Annotated in this window: 12 protein-coding genes; 5 read left to right on the top strand and 7 right to left on the bottom strand. The window is 44.6% G+C overall.

What is annotated here, in order from left to right; genetic code table 11:
* Positions 1-39 precede the first annotated feature (39 nt).
* The 5 genes from H4J54_RS11070 to H4J54_RS19450 all read right to left on the bottom strand — a co-directional run bounded on the left by H4J54_RS11070 (position 40) and on the right by H4J54_RS19450 (position 6,646).
* A complete protein-coding gene (locus H4J54_RS11070) occupies positions 40-2,349 on the bottom strand; it encodes an SUMF1/EgtB/PvdO family nonheme iron enzyme (protein WP_182190932.1) in 2,310 nt (769 codons plus the stop codon).
* The gene (locus H4J54_RS11065) at positions 2,342-3,724 is read right to left on the bottom strand and encodes a toll/interleukin-1 receptor domain-containing protein (RefSeq protein WP_182190931.1); all 1,383 of its coding nucleotides are present in this window, start codon (positions 3,722-3,724) and stop codon (positions 2,342-2,344) included. The genes H4J54_RS11070 and H4J54_RS11065 overlap by 8 nt, the downstream gene beginning before the upstream one ends.
* A gap of 221 nt (positions 3,725-3,945) precedes the next feature.
* On the bottom strand, positions 3,946-4,692 hold the full coding sequence (locus H4J54_RS11060; RefSeq protein WP_182190930.1) for a glycosyl hydrolase 108 family protein: 747 nt from the start codon (positions 4,690-4,692) through the stop codon (positions 3,946-3,948).
* 649 nt (positions 4,693-5,341) lie between these two features.
* Positions 5,342-5,836, bottom strand: coding sequence for a DUF4231 domain-containing protein (locus tag H4J54_RS11055; protein WP_182190929.1), 495 nt, complete (start codon positions 5,834-5,836; stop codon positions 5,342-5,344).
* Between the two features lie 678 nt (positions 5,837-6,514).
* Complete coding sequence (locus H4J54_RS19450; protein WP_259367093.1) at positions 6,515-6,646, bottom strand: hypothetical protein; 132 nt, start codon at positions 6,644-6,646, stop codon at positions 6,515-6,517.
* Between the two features lie 430 nt (positions 6,647-7,076).
* On the opposite strand from H4J54_RS19450, the gene H4J54_RS11050 reads away from it, so the two are divergent.
* Together H4J54_RS11050 and H4J54_RS11045 are read left to right on the top strand one after the other, a co-directional pair.
* Positions 7,077-9,662: a chemotaxis protein CheB gene (locus H4J54_RS11050; RefSeq protein WP_182190928.1), complete on the top strand. Its 2,586-nt coding sequence runs from the start codon at positions 7,077-7,079 to the stop codon at positions 9,660-9,662.
* Positions 9,659-11,917: an EAL domain-containing protein gene (locus H4J54_RS11045; protein ID WP_259367094.1), complete on the top strand. Its 2,259-nt coding sequence runs from the start codon at positions 9,659-9,661 to the stop codon at positions 11,915-11,917. The genes H4J54_RS11050 and H4J54_RS11045 overlap by 4 nt, the downstream gene beginning before the upstream one ends.
* A 278-nt stretch (positions 11,918-12,195) precedes the next feature.
* On the opposite strand, the gene H4J54_RS11040 is transcribed toward H4J54_RS11045, so the two are convergent.
* Positions 12,196-12,678, bottom strand: a complete 483-nt coding sequence (locus H4J54_RS11040) for an Rrf2 family transcriptional regulator (protein WP_182190927.1) — start codon at positions 12,676-12,678, stop codon at positions 12,196-12,198.
* Positions 12,679-12,808: 130 nt separating this feature from the next.
* On the opposite strand from H4J54_RS11040, the gene H4J54_RS11035 reads away from it, so the two are divergent.
* Genes H4J54_RS11035 through H4J54_RS11025 form a run of 3 tightly spaced genes read left to right on the top strand, consistent with a single transcriptional unit; the run spans position 12,809 to position 15,340 of the window.
* A complete protein-coding gene (locus H4J54_RS11035) occupies positions 12,809-14,239 on the top strand; it encodes a cytochrome ubiquinol oxidase subunit I (protein ID WP_404851899.1) in 1,431 nt (476 codons plus the stop codon).
* On the top strand, positions 14,229-15,233 hold the full coding sequence (gene cydB, locus H4J54_RS11030) for a cytochrome d ubiquinol oxidase subunit II (RefSeq protein ID WP_182190925.1): 1,005 nt from the start codon (positions 14,229-14,231) through the stop codon (positions 15,231-15,233). The genes H4J54_RS11035 and cydB overlap by 11 nt, the downstream gene beginning before the upstream one ends.
* On the top strand, positions 15,233-15,340 hold the full coding sequence (locus H4J54_RS11025) for a DUF2474 family protein (RefSeq protein ID WP_182190924.1): 108 nt from the start codon (positions 15,233-15,235) through the stop codon (positions 15,338-15,340). Before cydB ends, H4J54_RS11025 begins: the two co-directional genes overlap by 1 nt.
* 400 nt (positions 15,341-15,740) lie before the next feature.
* On the opposite strand, the gene H4J54_RS11020 is transcribed toward H4J54_RS11025, so the two are convergent.
* Entirely contained in the window at positions 15,741-19,166 is a 3,426-nt protein-coding gene (locus H4J54_RS11020; protein ID WP_182190923.1) for a S8 family serine peptidase, read from the bottom strand.
* Positions 19,167-19,448: the final 282 nt, after the last annotated feature.

Below are 19,448 nucleotides of genomic sequence, written 5' to 3'. Positions count from 1 at the left end.
GGCTCGCATGCTAAGTAATTAGCAAAGATAACGCTCTGTTTATTTATCGTAAGACTGACATAAAACACGAAACCCGAGATCACTATCACTCAGGTCGCTACGTTTTAATTCTCGGCGGGAGGAGCGCACTACGCTTTTGACCGACTTGTAAGACCCGTTGCGTGTTACCCGGCGCAGATCACTTTTCTCCTCCGCTTTCTCCTTCGCGCATTCCCTCTCAACCTTCCCGTTGTATGCTTTGCTCCACGTCGAGCAGGTCCACTCCTTAACGTTTCCTGAAGTGTCATACAGACCGAACCTGTTCGGTGGAAAGGAGCCGACCGGTGACGAACTAACATTATCCAAGTCACTTCCACAACCAATACAATTGGCCATGGCTACCTTATCTTTCCATTCAATATTGCGGGAACTCAACCAAGAGGCGGTTTTGGTATTTTTACTCGTGACTTTATCCCATTCGTCTTTCGTCGGGTTGATGTTGGAACCCCACCAGTAACCGGTCTCGGTCTTGGCACGTGCGGCGAACTCCCACTGGGCCTCCGTAGGGAGGCTGCATTTCTTGTCAGTACGGTCACCCAGCCATATGGCGTAACCCATCGCAGCTCCCCAGTTCACGTTAACGACCGGTCGACTCTCACGCCCGCCCCTGCCTGTCAGCGGATATACGAGGTCGTCTTTGCCGTCTCGATGCTGCAGCCAAACGTAGTAATCAAACTCGTCATAGGTAACCTCATATATGCCTATAGACAAACCCTTGGATATCGCAATATTCTGTTGTCCCGGGATCCCGTATTTTTCGTATTCATCTATGGTATAACCATTGTATATAAAGGCTTCGTTTTGCTCGCCCATGTAGAAATCTCCCGCTGGTATAGCCACCATTTCGGGAACTGGTGCATAGGTGAGCCGGAAAAGTTGTAAGGTCCACATTGAAGACGTTGGCAATTCGTTTTTTTTTGCCCAATAGAAAGCCTCCCCGAACAAAACGAGCAGGACGCTGGCAACGATTGCCGTCGCAGTTGCGGCGAACGTGACCCTCCGGCTCTTTCGCAAACGCCGCTCGGTTTCCTGCGCTGCCCGATGCGCCTGCTCACGTTCGTACTCGGCCAGGTCTCTCGCTTCACGCTCGTGACGCTGGTCGCGACTATCCATAACCACACGGGTCAGCACATCGTGGGTGAGCTCCAGTCGGCGTACACCAAAACGCTCGTCCACGCCCAGCAATCGGCCGGCCACTAACTTCTCCAGTGCTTCGCTGGTAACGCCAGGACGGGCGAGAGCGTCATCAAGCGCGCGGCTATCTCGGTAGCCGGTCGCGGTGATCAGCTCGTCTTCGACGAAATGCCGCACACTTGGATCTAGGCCCTGCAGCGAGCGTTCGTAAAAGTCGACTAGGATCTCGCGCTCGGCACCCGCCAGCAGATCGGACGTTATGGTGGCAGCACCACTGGCGAGACGCCTCAGGTTGAGTTCGCTACAAATAACACTGAGCAATGCAGGGTCAACTTCGATCCGACTAACCTCCTCAGGCAGTGGTGCTTCGGTGCGGTTGCGCCATGCCAGGCCGACGATGCGGTCTGCGACCTCGGCGCCGACGATGTCACCGCCGCTGCCGATGACCTCGAGCGCCTGCGCACCATCCATAGGTAATAACCTAAAGCGATTGCGCATCAGTGACGGCATGCGGCCGCGCAGGCCCTCGACATCCGCCAAAAAGTCTTCCCGAAAGCTAAGCAGCACCTTGCAGCCACGGCGGTCGAAGTCTATCTGCTCGCCGAGCGCGGGATCGTCATCTAACTGCTCTTGCAATGACTCCGAGGGTCGATCTTCAATCAGGTCGGCGAGTTCTTCAATAAAGTCATCGGCTGCGCCGCGGCTGCTGTCGTCCATCTGGCCGAGGGTGAATATTTCTTCGAACTGGTCAAACACCAACACCGGCAAGAGCGGCCGGCGGCGTGGATTCCAGAAGCCAGCGCCGGCGCGGTGAAAATACGCCCAGAGCGACTCGTCTGGTTCCGGTGGCATAGCCTTTACGCCATTACTAATACAAGCTTCGTTCAGCGCGTCCAAGACCTGCTGGCGCGGCGACGTCGCGACAGCGTAGTCAATGCGCAGGTACACCGGCAGGTGCAGATCCTCGCGCAACCGCGGGAACAAGCCGGCATGCAGCAGCGACGACTTGCCCAGCCCCGATCGCCCAAATAACACGGTGAGACGCTCACGGCGCACCAGCCGAGTTAACTCGTCCGACTCGCGCCTGCGGCCGCGGAAATAGTCCTGGTCTCTTTCGCCAAAAGTCGCAAGACCCGGCCACGGGTTCTGGGCGTCGAGCCCCAAGCGCTTATCCATGGGCAACTCGCTCTCTGTAGGCGACGAAGAGTTCATTAACCCGTTCGACGAAGCCTTCGACGGGCTCGCCACCGGGCAGGCGCGTAAAGTTAGCCGCGGTGAAGCGCGCGGGCACCTTGGCGCCGTAAGGGTCGGTGCCGTCGACGACCACAGGCAGGATGAAGCGTTCATCTGGCGCCATGCCCAGCGCCAGGTCGTCGGCGATGTTCCATTCGCGCCAGAAGTAGGCACGACTGCGGCCCTCGAGCTGGGTGTTTGCTGAGACCACGGGGATGAAGAGCGAACAGTTTTTGATACCTTGGAGTATGGCCGCAGCCCAGGGGTCACCGGGTTTTAGCTCATTACGATCGAACCAAACCTCGACGCCGGCGACTTGCAGCGCGCCAGCCAGACATTCTACGGCCGCGCTGTCATGGCGCGAGTAGCTAATGAACACCGCACCATCGCCAGGCCCGCGCCCTGCGACAGGCTGCGCTTTGATGACAGGTGGTTCATCAGCCGGATGTGCGACTTCCCAGCGTCGACGCAGCTGCGCAAGGAAATCTTCGGTATCCATGGGCACAACAAGAGAATTGGGTCTGAAGGTGGTCAGAAAGCCTGTCAGTTCGATGTCATCTGCAGCGGCCCTGCCCACCATAAATTCGACAGTATCACCCTCCTGTGCAGACAAACGCTCGCCCTTGACTGTGCGCAGAAAGAACCGCGCGGCCCAGTCGGGCAACCTGCAACCCAGCAACAATAAATGGTTGTCGCGCAGCTCGTCGAACAGTAGCTTGGGGCGGCGCGCATCGTCCTGCAGCGCATGCAGGAACTCGAGCCGATCGTCGTCGCAGGTCACGCTGTCGGGGGCCGATGAAATCCGTCCCAGGAGCTGGAACACGGTACTCTGTCGTAGGTCGCTGCGCGGCTGTGCAAGGTCGGCGCTACGATTGGGAGCGAAAGCGATTACGTTGGTGCGCGCGTCACCACCGTGGCGAACCTTGTCTAGGGCGCGGGTCAATAAGTCATCGAACGAGACGCTGACCATCAGGTCAAACGCGTCGATCGATGCCAGGTCCAGCAGTGCCTGAGGTGGTTGGATATCCAACTCTTTTAGGATTGTTTGTATGCGCAGGTAGAGGTTCTCCTTGCGCCCAGGTTGGGTGCGCTGCTTGCGCACCACATCGTCTAAGCGCAGGCTGCCCGGCTCGAACTCGCCTACATCGACCCGCAGCCGCTCAGCCAGTCGCTGGGCGAGTAAGGTTTCTAGGGGCAGGCGGTCTACACCTTCGCACACCAGCAGCGAACCGGTATCGATAACTGGGATCACGCGTCGCTCATCCATATAAGCCAGCAGATCGTCCCAGAAAAATTCGTCGAGGTTGTCAGATGGCATAATCACATCTCTCCATCAAGCAGCGCGCGATCAGGATGACTCACCCATATTGAAATGCCGGCATGAATCTGTGCATAACTGATAAAAAGGTCTTGGGTGAAGCTCGTCATTTCCTGACTCCTTGGATTAAACAGCGACACTTATCAGCCTTGTCAGTTTGAAAATAAGTTTTGCGGAGTAATGTATTTTAAGTGTGCTTACTATTTTAATTAAGCTAGCATTTACTTTATCAACCCCAAAGATCGATACGTATTGCGCCCGGCAATACCATCAGCTTCAAGTCCGTTTTCTAGTTGCCAAGCCTTAAGTGCTGCCTCGGTGTCACTACCGAAGATTCCGTCCACATGGATATTAATAGCCTCTTGAAGTTTGCTTACCCACAATCCGGTGGAGCCATTTTTAGCCGAGTCATATTCGATGGTTGGTGCTATAGGCTCATGGTTAATATCATGTCCTTCAGCCATCGGGATTGCACTGCTCCGTACACCTTCAACACGTCTATTCCAGCCCTTTCCGAAAGTGGCCCAATTGGAGAGACTATGGAGAAACGTAAGACGTCTGTCACATATATTGTCAATTATGTGGACCGAATTATGTTCTTTGAGCTTGGTAAGCGTTTTAGGCCCTATGCCTCCATCTTGCTTGGCTCCAACTGCACCTTGTAACCATTTCGCACCTCGTCCTGGTCCAGAATTTACCGCCGCATCAAAAACCGCATAATCGACTCCCGCTGGCAGCTCATCACAATGACATTTGTCCCAATATCCAGCACGATAGATTTGATTCAATTGTTCGTCAGTAATGTTACGTAACTCATCCTTGCTTTTGTCTGCACCAAAGTGACGACGAAACGTCATCAGAGTAACCCCTTTCATAGTCGCGCCACCTGGATCTTTGGGATGATCTGCCCAGCCACCTTCGTGAACTAATACCTGTTGTAGACTGCTTTCAAAATTATCTTTCATCATGATGTCCTTATTGGTGGTTTAATCTCTGCCTGCGCATCGTTTTCACTGAATAAATAAAAACAATATAGGTAAAGTAAAACGTCATTTTTATAAAATTTGGATCCAATTAATCAGTACACAACTTGAATAAGTAGGGAAAACCGGCAGCTGAATGTAGGCTAAGGTCATAGTCATCGGCTGCGCGGTGATAGAGTTCGCGCAGCGCAAAGGTCAATAAGGGAGAGGCATACTTGGTTGCTGTTTCGGGCACGGTCTGATTGACGAAGGCCCCGCAGATTTTGTCCACTAGATGACTTGAAAGAGTCCACCGTCATAGCTTGATTGTCGATGTATGAATAGCTGATAAAAAGGTCTTTGGTGAAGCTCGTCATTTCCCTGACTCCCTGGATTAAACAGCGGCACTTATCAGTTTTGTAAATTTGAAAAATAAGTTTTGCTGAATAATATTTTTTAAGTGTGCTTACTTTTTTAATTAAGCCAGCATTTCTCGCGGTGGTTAGCGAGTTACAAACAAATCACCTCAAACCAATATGATATAATAAGCGGTTGTTGCCAATAGTTTTTATCTGAACAAAAATCACTCCAGTAAACTATAGCCTAGTACCATGATGCCAAGCGGTCAATACAGGACGGCGAGAACCCATCTCTACTAATCAGACTTCTCTGATTCAGGTTTATTAGCACTACTGTTAAGTTCCCAAAAGTTATTTTGTTCTTTTAACTTAATCAAAATACAACGTTCAACAAATAATTTAAAAGCAATATCTTCTTCGGCAGTATTCGAATAGGGCGTGACATTTTCGATATACCTTTCACGTTCTATTTTTAGAGCTTCTGAGGCCTTGCGGTAATTTTGCCAACTTTCTTCAGGTAACCAAATCCTTTCTACCCCTTTAAGAATTACGATAAACGCACCCAAAATGGTAGTCATTATTTCGGAAAGGCTGGGACTCCCTGATGGCGCCCAGGAGATGACAGGCATAATACTGATCAGCGCCCCAAAAACAACGATACAAATTCCTATTAACTGAAAGTAAGATTTATTGTCACTTGCTTTGTTACTATACCAAGTCAGTTGTTCATCATTTCTTTTATCATAATCATTAGCAAGCTGTGATCGTTGCTCAATGGTATTTTTTTTCATCTGGTCCATAATTGAACAATATCCTAATTAATAAATATATTTATTGACCGCTACGAGTCGCTCTATTATTTAATACCCATTCCGATAATTTTATGATCTAATATCCTAACAAAGGATAACTAAACATGACTAAACATGACTAAACATTTATCACAAATTATTACCACTAAGACTAATAGTAGACTACGGTTCCGATTACCTATTATGTTTAACAGTACATATCAATTTAATTTCAGAGAAATGGGGCATGACAGAGCGGGATCACGCATTTTTTAGCAATAAAGCGCAGACGACAATTTAAAAATAAAAATAAAACCGAAAAAGAAACCTGGTATTACATTACATCGCGTCACTAAAAGAAGTGGAAATGACGGCAGGCTATAGAAAATAGCCAACACTGGATATTAAATATGACCTTTAGAAAAGACGAATACTATTATGATGAAGCCATTTATTAAACCCTGACACTGAGTAATGAGCATCAAAAGTCGTTTTTCATATAGCTACAAATTTGATGCGCATGAAAATAAGTAACATGCGTTAAATGCTCAATCAACTGCGTTGTTTGGTTACTATTTAGCTGGTTTGACGAACCATCATTTTCGGCTATGATGTAGTTTAGTGTGGGTACTTTATGTAGGTACTTTATGTAGGTACTTTATGTAGGTACTTTCAAATTTATAATGCCGCTTTTATCCAGGTTTTATCTGCATAGGCTTTGTTATCTTTTATAAACCTAAACCAACTCAAATAACTCTCAATGTAGTCAGTACCTATGCCATTAAAACCTATGCCATTAAATCGTTTCAACCACTTTGTCTAGATTAACTTTGCTCTGAAATATTTTATAACTCAGTATCAAACACAAGGTGAATGGCACTTTAGCGTACCCTTTTAACCTAGCTATTTTAAGTGTCGTTATGCTTTAGCGCATGGTGAAAGGCTACTCGTGGACATGCTGCTGTCTTACGTCGTTTAAGCTTATTATGTTAACGTCTGACTCACAGAAAAACACGGGGGGAAGCAAGAAGTTTTTTTATAAAAACTTTCCCAAATCAATTGCACACTACTTTATATGCTAGTGTACTAAAGTACTACAAACTACTAGACTAAAGTGTAATAGCTCATTTTTTTATATATTATTTACTAAAATTATATATTATTTTATTAAAATGTAATTGCACACCACGTAATATATTGTTTACTATGATGTAATGGAGCAACAAATAAATATATCTTAATGAAAAATAAAATAAAAACCCCCAAACCAAGCACTGCCAGTGACTCTCCTAGGTTGAATGCTCTAAAAAAACCATCCAATATTGTCGGCATAGGTGCTTCTGCGGGCGGTTTAGAAGCATTGGAAGACTTTTTTTCTCAGGTGAAAACGCCTAGCAATATGGCGTTTGTCGTTATTCAGCACCTAGATCCCTCTCACAAAGGCATTATGGCTGAGTTGTTGCAACGTACGACGCACATGACAGTCAAAGAAGCTCGCAATCACATGAAAGTAGAGGGAAATTGTGTTTATGTGATCCCTCCCAACAAAGATTTATCCATTCTGCACGGCTCATTATTTTTGTTTGAGCCCGTATTTAGTAGCGGATTACGCTTACCGATTGATTTTTTCTTTCGATCGCTTGCCAGTGATCAGCGCGAACATGCTGTGGCTGTTATTCTTTCGGGCATGGGTTCTGATGGCACCTTAGGTTTACACGCCATCAAGCAAAATGCTGGACTGTCTCTGGCCCAGTCACCTGAATGTGCAAAATTTTCTTCCATGCCTCAAAGCGCCATTAATGCAGAATTAATCGACATAGTGGCCCCCGCTAAAGAATTACCCGAACAGATACTTAGTGGGCTCCAACATGACCATCGTATTGCCCCAAAGGATATTGAACCAAAGTTAGAAATAAAATCAAAAAGTGCATTGGAACAAATCGTTATTATCTTGCGTGAACGCACAGGAAACGACTTCTCACTGTACAAGAAAAACACCATCTATCGTCGTATTGAACGGCGCATGAACCTACATCAGCTTGATAGTATAGCGCTTTATGCGCGTTATCTGCGAGAGAACCCACAAGAACAAGACCTATTATTTAAAGAACTGTTGATTGGGGTCACCAATTTTTTTCGTGATAAAGACGTTTGGGCGCAACTCAAGTCAAGCTCGTTGCCAGCACTATTAGAAAATTATCCTGAAGGTAAAGAGCTGCGAGCTTGGGTTACCGCTTGCTCGACCGGTGAAGAGGCTTATTCACTCGCCATGACTGTGATGGATCTCTTAGATGAGGTTAAGCCTAAAGCGCGTTTTAAACTACAAATTTTTGCGACCGATCTTGATGAAGATGCTATCAATATTGCCCGGCAAGGCTTTTATCCCGCAAGCATTGAGGCGGATATAACGCCAACACAATTGGCGCGTTATTTCATTAAAGATGATAGAGGTTATCGTATCAATAAGAGGATACGTGACATGATCATCTTTGCACCCCAGAATATCATCATGGATCCACCATTTACCAAGTTAGATATTGTTACCTGCCGTAATCTGCTGATTTACCTTGGACCAGAATTACAAAAAAAATTAATTCCATTGTTCCACTACACATTGAATTCTCATGGTATTTTGATGTTAGGCAATGCCGAAACCATAGGTAATTTTAGCCACTTGTTCTTAGCACTTAATGATAGTGCACGGATTTTTACCCGAATCGATATTTCCAAGCAACGAATGGATGTCGACTTTCCCTCAAGGATATTTCCTGTTATATCTTTGATGCACAATGAACCCAAGAGAACCCCCGATATGAGTAAAGACATCATTAATCTACAAACGCAGGCAGACCAAATTCTACTACAAAATTACTCGCCTGCAGCGGTATTGGTTAATGCTGCCGGTGACATTATGTATATCAATGGTCGCACGGGTAAATATTTAGAAGCATCGGCGGGTAAGGCCAATTGGAATATTCACGTGATGGCGCGTGAAGAACTCCTCATGCACCTTAACCTCGCGATGAAGAAAGCGCAGACACAAGTAGCGCCAGTTGTTATTGAAAACCTGATGGTAGGCAAAGAAGCGATTAACTTAACAGTGCAAGCCATTGCTAAGCCAAAAGCTTTGATGGGTTTGCTGATGGTGGTTTTTACTCAGGTGTTAACACCCACCGCGCAGCCGGATAAAAAACGGGGTAAAGCAGAAGAAAATAATCAGTTAGAACTGCAACATGCGCGCGACGAGATACAAGCAACTCGCGAACAAATGCAGGCGGCACAAGAAGAACTCAGGTCCAGCAATGAAGAGTTACAATCCACCAATGAGGAATTACAATCCACCAATGAAGAATTGACCACTTCTAAAGAAGAAATGCAGTCAATGAATGAAGAGTTGCAAACGGTTAATACCGAACTACAATCTAAAGTTGATGATTTGTCATGGGTCAACAACGACATGAAAAACCTGCTTAATAGCACAGAAATAGCGACGGTGTTTCTCGATAATGGGCTGCGTGTAAGACGATTCACCAACTACGCCACCCACCTATTTAAGCTGATCCCGAATGATGTCGGTCGACCACTGTCTGACATAGTTACTGAGCTCGATTATACTTCACTACAAAAAGATGCGCGGGAAGTGTTAGACACACTGGCTTTTATAGAAAAAGAAATAACCGCCAGCAATGATCGTTGGTTTAAGGTGCGTATTATGCCTTATTCCACACAAGAAAACGTGATTGACGGCGTGGTCATTACCTTTACTGACATTAGCGAAGCCAAGCTGCTTGAGTCACAGTTACGTAAAATAAAGCCAACTATATGACCAAGCCTATACAGCCACCTAAACTGTTCGCGAAACTCTCACCCAAAGAGTTACGCCAGCTTGCTGAAGCACAAGTGAAAAAAAATAAGGACAACAAACCCGTTGTTCCTATCGAAAATGATGCCCAAAAGCTGTTACACGAACTGCAAGTTCATCAAATTGAATTGGAGATGCAAAATGATGAGTTGCAGCAAGCGCGGATAACTGAACAATTACATTATCGCTACACTGAGTTATTTGAGTTTGCACCCATTGCTTATTTTGCTTTTGATCTACAAGGTAAAATTACTCGGGTCAATTTACGAGGTGCTAACTTATTGGGTATTAATCGCGTTCACTTAGTAGGAAAAAGCTTTGTCAATTACGTCACAATACCCCATCGCGATACTTTTAATGATTGTCTGGCAAAAGTATTTCAGCATAAGGGCATACAATCTTTTGAGATATTAGTTCGCGTTAACAACACGACACGCTGGCTAAATATCGAAGCTAATCTGGGCATTACAGACACTGATTGTCTTGCCGCACTGATTGATGTTACCGAAAGAAAACAAGCTGAAAATGAGCAAAAACTGGCCGCTAGTGTCTTTACTCATGCTAGAGAAGGCATCACGATTACCGATAATAATGCTATTATTATCGATGTTAACGACAGTTTCACCCGTATAACAGGTTATAGTCGTGAAGAGGCTATTGGTCAAAACCCGCGTTTTCTGCAATCCAGTAAGGAGACCCCTGAATTTTTTTCCGACATTGATCAAGCACTGCAAAAAGATGGCAATTGGTCTGGTGAAATTTGGAACAGACGTAAAAATGGTGAAGTGTATGTTGAAATGACTACCATTAGTGCGGTCTGCAATGAACAGGGTATCGCGACCCATTATATCGCCTTAGCTAACGATATTACCCCGATGAAAGCGCATCAAACTAAACTAGAGAGAATAGCTCATTACGATGTACTGACTGACTTACCCAATCGAGTATTGCTGGCTGACCGATTATCTCAAGCCATGTTACAGTGCCGTCGTCACAAGCATTTACTTGCCGTGGTTTTTCTAGACTTAGACGGTTTTAAAGCGGTTAACGATACGCATGGCCATGACGTGGGTGATGACCTACTCATTGCCCTCTCAGTTCGTATGAAAGAGGCGTTACGCGAGGGTGATACCTTAGCCCGTATTGGCGGTGATGAGTTTGTCGCCGTATTAACTGATTTAGACAAAGTTGAAGATTGTGAGCCGGTATTAGAACGCTTGTTATTAGCCGCGTCTGAGCCGGTGACTGTCAATGATGTTATCTTCAATTTATCAGCCAGTATTGGCATAACGATTTACCCACAAGATAATGCCAATGCTGACCAGCTGGTACGCCATGCCGATCAAGCTATGTATGTCGCTAAAGAGTCGGGTAAAAATTGTTATCATTTGTTTGATACCGCTCAAGATGACGCGGTTAAAATGCATCAAGAAAACCTAGAAGCTATTCGTAATGCCTTAGACCATGATCAATTTGTACTTCATTATCAGCCTAAAGTTAATATGAAGACTGGCATAGTGACAGGTGTTGAAGCACTTATTCGCTGGCAACATCCTCAACGAGGGTTATTAAACCCTATCGATTTTTTACCCATTATTGAAAATAACCCGATGAATATTGAGGTGGGTGAGTGGGTTATTGATAGCGCGCTGAGACAAATCAGCGAATGGAAAAAAATGGGGCTTAGCCTCCTAAACATAAGCGTAAACATTGCTGCGGTTCAATTACAACAGTCTAGCTTTACACAGACCTTAACCTCACTACTAGCAGCCCACCCCGATGTTGAACCTCACTATTTAGAACTAGAAGTGCTGGAAACCAGTGCGTTAGATGATATTCACCATATCTCAAACATCATGCATGACTGTATCGCACTGGGTGTAAACTTTGCCTTGGATGATTTTGGCACCGGCTATTCATCACTCACTTATCTTAGGCGTTTACCCGCCAGCATGATTAAGATAGACCAGAGTTTTGTACAAGATATGCTAATTGACGTTGAAGACTTGGCCATTGTTGAAAGCGTGATAGCTTTAGCTAAGTCATTCAAACGTGAGGTAATTGCTGAAGGCGTAGAAACGATTGAACATTGCAAGGCTTTACTACAACTGGGCTGTGACTTAGCTCAAGGTAATGGTATTGCCAAACCTATGCCAGCAAGCGATATTCCTGCTTGGATTAATCAGTGGCAGCCCGATGTGAGTTGGCAAACGCTATAAGCTTAAAAACGTAGCCTAAAAGGTCTATTTTTCTATGAAAGTGCAGGTAAACTTAGGCCCACTTCATGGCTGCTGCACTATATGGAAAAACCAAAGAAACGGCTTATCGTCAAAAAATTTATTAATTTTTCACCTGTCAATACCCTAGGTAGTCATCTCCTTCGTTGTGCCCAATTTCATAAACTAGCGATTGCTTGGCAACATACGCCTGCATTCTCTCCTACCTTACCGCCATTTAATAGCCATCACATTAAGTTATTGCTCACTTGTGAGGGGCATCAATTAGCATGGTCTGACTTGGCAAAAATTGCTGGTTTTCCAGTAATTTCTAACAAATCGATACGCTTTAATAGCGGAATACGATTCGCAGAAATGTCAGCAATAGTGACGCCATCTAGCACTTCCATAAAGGCATGAGTTGCTTCCTGAATTTTTTTAGATAGTTTACAAATACCAATCAACGGGCAGGTGTTTTTCTCAGGGTTAAAACACTCCACTACATCTAATGGTCCTTCGGTAAGACGCACAACATCACCAACAATGATCTCTTCTGCCGGCCGGCTTAACCGAAAGCCACCATTACGTCCTCGCACTGTTTCTAAATAACCGGCTTTGCCTAGCTCGTGCACCACTTTGACAATGTGCGGACGTGACACGCCGTGAATGAAAACCACGTCATCTACCCGCACTAGCTCAGGGGCTTTAAGTGCGGCCAACTGCAAACAACGCATCGCATAGTTGGTATAACTGGTTAATTTCATCAGGTGCTCTCTATTTTTATGTTGGGCTTGTATTGATTGTCACATTTAAAAGTTATATTTTCAATATTGCTTTTATTGCCACATCAGTTTAACATACATTTAAAATACAACTTATATGAGCACTATAGTTATGCTGGAAAGCTTCACTGCGGAGACGCTTGCCAGAATGCAGTTTGCATTCACCGTCTCCTTCCATATTATATTCCCAGCCTTTTCGATCGGAGTGGCCAGTTATCTAGCGGTATTGAATGGCTTGTGGCTAAAAACACATGATCAAACCTACCTTTATTTGTTTAACTACTGGAAGAAAATTTTTGCGGTTGCCTTTGGCATGGGTGTAGTGTCCGGTATTGTGATGTCGTATCAATTTGGCACTAACTGGTCGGTTTTTGCAGACAAAACTGGGCCAATACTTGGGCCACTTATGGCCTATGAAGTACTCTCTGCCTTCTTCTTAGAGGCGGGATTTTTAGGCATTGCTTTGTTTGGACGTGAGCGCGTGGGTAATGGACTACACATGTTCGCAGTGTGTATGGTCGCCTTTGGCACTTTGATGTCAGCCACTTGGATTTTATCGGTCAACTCGTGGATGCAAACGCCTGTTGGCTATAGCATTAATGACGTAGGGCAATTTATTCCAAAAGACTGGTGGCAGATTGTCTTCAACCCTTCGTTTCCGTATCGTTTAGTACACATGGTCATGGCTGCCTTTCTGACAACCGCGCTGGTGGTTGGTGCTGTTGGTGCATTACACCTACTAAGAAACAAGGCGGATGCTGCTGCACGGCGTATGTTTTCAATGGCCATGTGGATGTTAATTGTTGCCGCCCCCTTACAAGTTGTTGTCGGAGACTTTCACGGTTTAAACACTTTAGAGTATCAACCCGTCAAAGTTATGGCGATGGAAGGACACTATGACAGCCACCCAGAGGGTGGACCGCTCATCTTATTTGGCATCCCTAACCCTGAAGAAAAAAGGATTGAGTACGCTATTCAGATACCCAAACTCTCTAGCTTGATCTTAAAGCATGACTTAAACGCCCCGCTTGCAGGTTTAGATACTATTCCTGATGAAGACGAACCCCCTGTTGCAGTGATATTCTGGAGCTTCCGTATTATGATTTTGCTAGGCTTTGCCATGTTAGGACTGGGCGTATGGAGTTTATGGCGACGCATTTGCGGCAAGCTTTATGATGACGATTTGTTAAAGCGGGCAGCAATTGTTATGGGACCCATGGGATTTGTTGCCGTACTGGCCGGTTGGGTTACTACTGAAGTCGGCCGTCAACCTTTCACCGTTTACGGACTATTACGTACAACAGACAGTCTTGCACCGATTGATGCGCCAGCAGTTGCGGTATCGCTAATCGCATTTATCATCGTTTATTTCTTTGTCTTTGGTGCAGGTACTTTTTATATATTAAGACTGATGAATAAACCGACAGCGACGTCAGGCCTTGAGATAAATGACGGCCCTATCCGGACCGCACAAAACCAATTTATTGCAACAACTGACGCAGACCTTAAGTCAGGTGCGCAAGGAGACAATCGTGGAATTTGAATTATCCTTTATCTGGGCTATGATTATCGCCTTCGCTGTACTTACTTATGTCATTTTAGATGGCTTTGATCTGGGCATAGGTATTTTGTTTCCGTCGGCTAAATCAGAGCAAGACAAGTCCGTTATGATGAATACCATTGCCCCGGTTTGGGACGGTAATGAAACTTGGCTAGTCATGGGAGGCGGTGGTTTATTTGCCGTTTTCCCTCTAGCCTATGCCGTTATTATGCCAGCCTTGTACATGCCAATTATATTGATGCTGTTAGCTCTGATATTCAGAGGCGTTGCCTTCGAATATCGCTGGCGAACCGTTCGTTGGAAGCCTGTTTGGGACTTTGCCTTCTTCGCAGGCTCGGTTATAGCAGCCTTTACTCAAGGTATTTCGCTCGGAGCCTTGGTGCAAGGTATTGAAGTGGCCAACCGCGCCTATGCTGGAGGCTGGTGGGATTGGCTAACCCCGTTCTCACTATTAACCGGCTGTGCCGTTGTCATTGGCTACGGCTTGCTGGGCTCCACTTGGTTAATTATGAAAACAGAGGGTGAACTACAAGCTAGAATGCGGGGTTATGCAAAATGGTTAGGCATTGCTACCCTAGGTTTTATTGGTGTTGTCAGTATCCTCACCCCGTTCAAAGACCCCGCTTATTTTCAACGTTGGTTTACACTGCCAGGTAGCATTTTTAGTGTGTTGGTTCCAGCTTTAGTCGGGCTGTGTACTTGGTTGCTATTTATGGGGTTAAAACAAGACAAAGAAGCGCAACCATTTCTCGCCTCACTGGGCTTATTTGTCCTCAGTTTCATCGGTATTCTTGTTAGTTTTTACCCTAATATTGTACCGCCAAGTCTAACAATTGCTGAAGCAGCAGCGCCTGATTCAAGTTTAAGGTTCACGCTAGTAGGGACTATGGTTTTAGTGCCACTTATTTTGATCTATACCGCTTATGCATATTGGGTGTTCCGGGGCAAAGTAAAACCTGAAGATGGCTATCACTAATGGCTTGGCAAAAATGGAAAAAACTAGCTTGGTTTGTTGGCATTTGGCTTGCTGGGGTGTTAACACTAGGCATTGTGGCTATGCTGATAAAGTCAGTAATTCTTTAACGGTTTGGTGTATCGGGTCTAACTAAAAATGTCTTGGTTTATTAAATTAAACCGAGCAGATTTTGTCATCCATTTTGTTGATACGATAATAATTATCGGTGCGTAATAGATATTAAGTTTGGCATACCAACGCCAGATTTTGCTTGCTGAGCCGTCCATCACATCACTACATTTTAACCATTAGGCATAAGCAAATAATTAATCAATTTGCGATGAGTGTTCATAGCAGCCTTGGAGTAAAAGTGCGCTAGTGAGGCAAAAAATAAAAGGCAGCTGAATAAATTCAGCTGCCTTTATGTATCAAAACAATCGGTCAATGGAGCATAAAAATTTTTATTAACTGATCATATTAATATTAAGCTCGCTTTTTATCGAGATGATAAGCTTTAATTTGCTGATGTTATTTTCCTTTTTTTCCTTTTTTACCTTTCTTTGGTTCACAGCTTGTTGCGGCATAAGCCATTTCATTAGCGCCATTAGTGCTCATGTAAACTTCATTGACTTTGACACTGTCATGTTTTTTATGACAACCTTCTATTTCGCCTTGGAAATTCAAGGTTGCCATGCCACCTTCTGAACTCACCACTTGCAGGTCTACGCCAGGTAATGGTGCTATGCCATTGCCGTCATTGAAATATGATGAGCCAACACTACCATCGTCATTTTCTATGCCAACGGTTAAGTTTGCAGGAATAAGTGGCAAGTCAGCATAAACAAACCAAATGTTTGAGGTACTCGTTTCTACCCAAACTTGGAAAGTAGAAGTGGTAGGGTCACCAAAAAATGGCACGTTTTCCCATTCATAAACAGTAAACTGTTGTGGTCCTGCATTCAGTACAGCTACGTACCAATTACCACCTGCAGCAAGATTTAAGTCTGACCAAAATGGCGCTAAAATATTATTAGGCAGTGAAACGTTGGGTAAATTTTGGTTAGATGCTCCAGCAGCAGAGCCACTGGTGGTGCCTACTTCAATGGTGCCATTAACCGACCAAATAACACTAGAGTAGGTTTGTCCATTGTAATCAAACGAGGGTACGTTCAGGGAGAATGAACCATCATCACAGTTTGCCGGACAACCAAAGGGTGCTACTCCGATAGATGATAATGAGAAGTAGCCAAAGGGTGCTGGTGAGCTTTGTAAATTAAGGCCACCCACGTCAAGGAAAACGCTCCAGTCAATTTGATTATCATTTACGTTAACAGGAGATGCTTCTGAGCCATTAGTGATAGCACTACTCACTGAGCCATCTACTAAACTCATGCCTGCAGGCAAGATGTCAGTAATGTCAATAACATCAAGTACTTGACCGTTAGTTACCTTGATTTCATAGTTAATCACATCACCTTCTTTCGCCGATGCCATATCGACAGTTTTTGACAAGTTAGGCGTTGAGCTTCGATTGGCGTTAGCGGCAATAGGCATATGTAAGTCAACATAATGATGGCCCGACGATTTTAGCTTTAACTCACCAAAATTCCAGCCTGCTGGCGCTAATGTGGTGTCAACCGTGATAGTTATAGTGGCGCTTTCACCTTGATGTAGTGAAATATTTTTAGGTGAAACGCTTACCTCCATAGTGTCACTTTTACCACTTAGCTTCCAATGTCCGTGTTTGTCACCTGTATGCGTAACCACACGGGTCCAACTACAGGTTCTTACACAGTTGCTTTCTTGCATACTGGCAATGTTTAAGGTACGAGGATCTCCGCCGGTATCTGGGTTAGCGGCAAGAAAATTTGCCGGCGTCTCACTTAACACTAAGCCTGAGCGTAATACTTTATTGAGTTGTACTCTACCTGCACCAACATCAAAGGGGTCTGCTGAAGTTATGCCATCATCTTTTAGAAGATGCTTAGTTTTAGAGGTCATCATTAAGGCAGATTTTATTTCATAAGGGGTCCAGTCAGTCAGCATTCCTACTAAGGCACCACTACCGGCATTATGCGGACTTGACATAGACGTGCCCGATAAAAAGGCAAATTCAGGCGAAGGTGTTACGCCGTCAGTATTAACTGCTGCCATAATGTCAACACCAGGTGCACCAATATCAGGCTTTAATATATCAAGGCTAGTATTTGGACCACGTGAACTGAAACCCGCAGTAACATCACCATTAGCTTTATCAAGATTAAGTGCATAACCTTGGATAGAGCCCATAGTGTTGACATTTGATGCCAGCCAGGTTTTTAGTATTTCACCATTAGTGAAACCTAAATGTACCCCAGGTAAAAAGTGAGCATCACCAACAACGGCTTCGCCGTTAGCCGCAGCATTGGCAAGTACAAAGCCACCAGCCCCACCTGCTAGCACATTAGCACCTTTTGCTGTACGTGCTATAGCACCACGATCACAAACTACTATTTCACCATTGAAATGACCTGCTGGAAATGGCGCTAAGCATTGCTCCGGTGTGGCATCGTTTTGAGAACCATTTGCTGTTGGGAAGTTACCCGCAAACACGATAGGAGCCGGACCATAACCACGGGTAAAGCCCTTGCCAAAAATATTCGCTAAGACATCGCCATCACTGGACATATCCACGACCGCGTTTTCTATTTTTCGGTTATGTGTCATTGCTGCGGTAGTACTTACCCACGGAGAATTATGGGCAACCGTTGCCGCACCTGGGCCACTATTACCGGCAGAAGTTGATACATAAATACCGGCAGCCGTAGCATTTAAAAAACCTAGTTCTACGGGATCACTGTAAGGGTTTTCTCCCCCTGAAATAGAATAGTTTAATGATTGAATACCATTGGGCAGATTAGAAGCATCGATTACTACTTGGTCAATGGCCGCTAATAGCGCTGAACCCGGGCAGCTGTCAACACAAACATCATACATAATAATATTTGCATGAGGAGCAACACCTGATATATCACGAGTTAAATCAGTTGTTGGCGCATACATAACTGCAGGTTTTACAAAGTTTCCTGCCGTGGTACTGGCCGTATGACTTCCGTGACCATCACTGTCTTCAGGCGAGTTAGGATCGGCTGGTGTTTGCACCATATCCCAAGCACCTATCAGTTTGTCATTACAAAATCCTGGGTTAGTTTCACAATAGCTGCCTGGCAGGTAATTGCCAGTTCCTAATGGATTTTCATGATCGTAACCATCACCGCCTATGTCAGCAAATGAAGGATGATCGTGATTAATACCGCTATCTAAAATGGCTACCACAGCGCCTTCACCCATTGAGCCTTGCATATGATTACCGTGGTTACCATGATGTTTACCATCACTATGGCTACCTTGCCAGATTTTATCTGCCCCTATCCATTTTGGACCTACATCAGTCAAAAGATATTCAATGCGCTCTTTGCTGACACTAATGACATTGGGTAAGGTAGCCAAAATTTTAGCTTCTTGTTGATTGAGCTCCATCGCGAGACCATTAAAGGCATGTTGATATTTATATTTCACATCAAGTTTACGACTAAAGGCACGTTCAGAATGTTCAACTAAATCCACTTGCTTGGTTTTTAAAAAATTAGCATATTGTTTACTTGCTTTTGAATTGGCGTTGAGTGACTTCACTCCTAAAGTTGCCGGGTTTGTGGCGCTAAATGCTTCAATACCACCTTTATAGCTTGCTACTGAAGGTGCATTCATTCTGACTATATATATCGACTTTTTATGGTCTGCTGACACTTTTTTATAGTTTTCATTAATAGAAACAATACTCTTAGCCTCAAAATCGTGCGCGGTTATATTTATCTTTTCAGCATTGGCCGAAAGCGCTACAAACATACCGAGAAAAAAGCTAGATAGTCGTTTTATATTGTGTAAATTATAAGGGGGGATCTTTTTACTTATCATTGTGTATATCTCCAATTATTTGAAATAATTTCCGAGAAGCGCACAACAAAAGCGCTAATACATCACGGTAAAATATAATGTAATAAAATGAATATTTACCTATTTCTACCAAAATATTTTTTAATTAATATCAATCGAACCATTACAATTTATGTAAATTACCTAAATGTAGTTGCTTGTATTTAGCCAATAACACTGACGTTTAAATCTTAAAAGACAGTAGATATTATTTAAAAACAAGCAGAAATAATGGTTTATTTCTCCCGATACAACTCATATTTT

Origin of the sequence: Colwellia sp. MB3u-8 (genome assembly GCF_014076985.1) — a bacterium.
Lineage (GTDB): Bacteria > Pseudomonadota > Gammaproteobacteria > Enterobacterales > Alteromonadaceae > Cognaticolwellia.
Note: the sequence above shows the minus strand (reverse complement) of the source record. Positions and strands in the feature narration are given on the sequence as shown.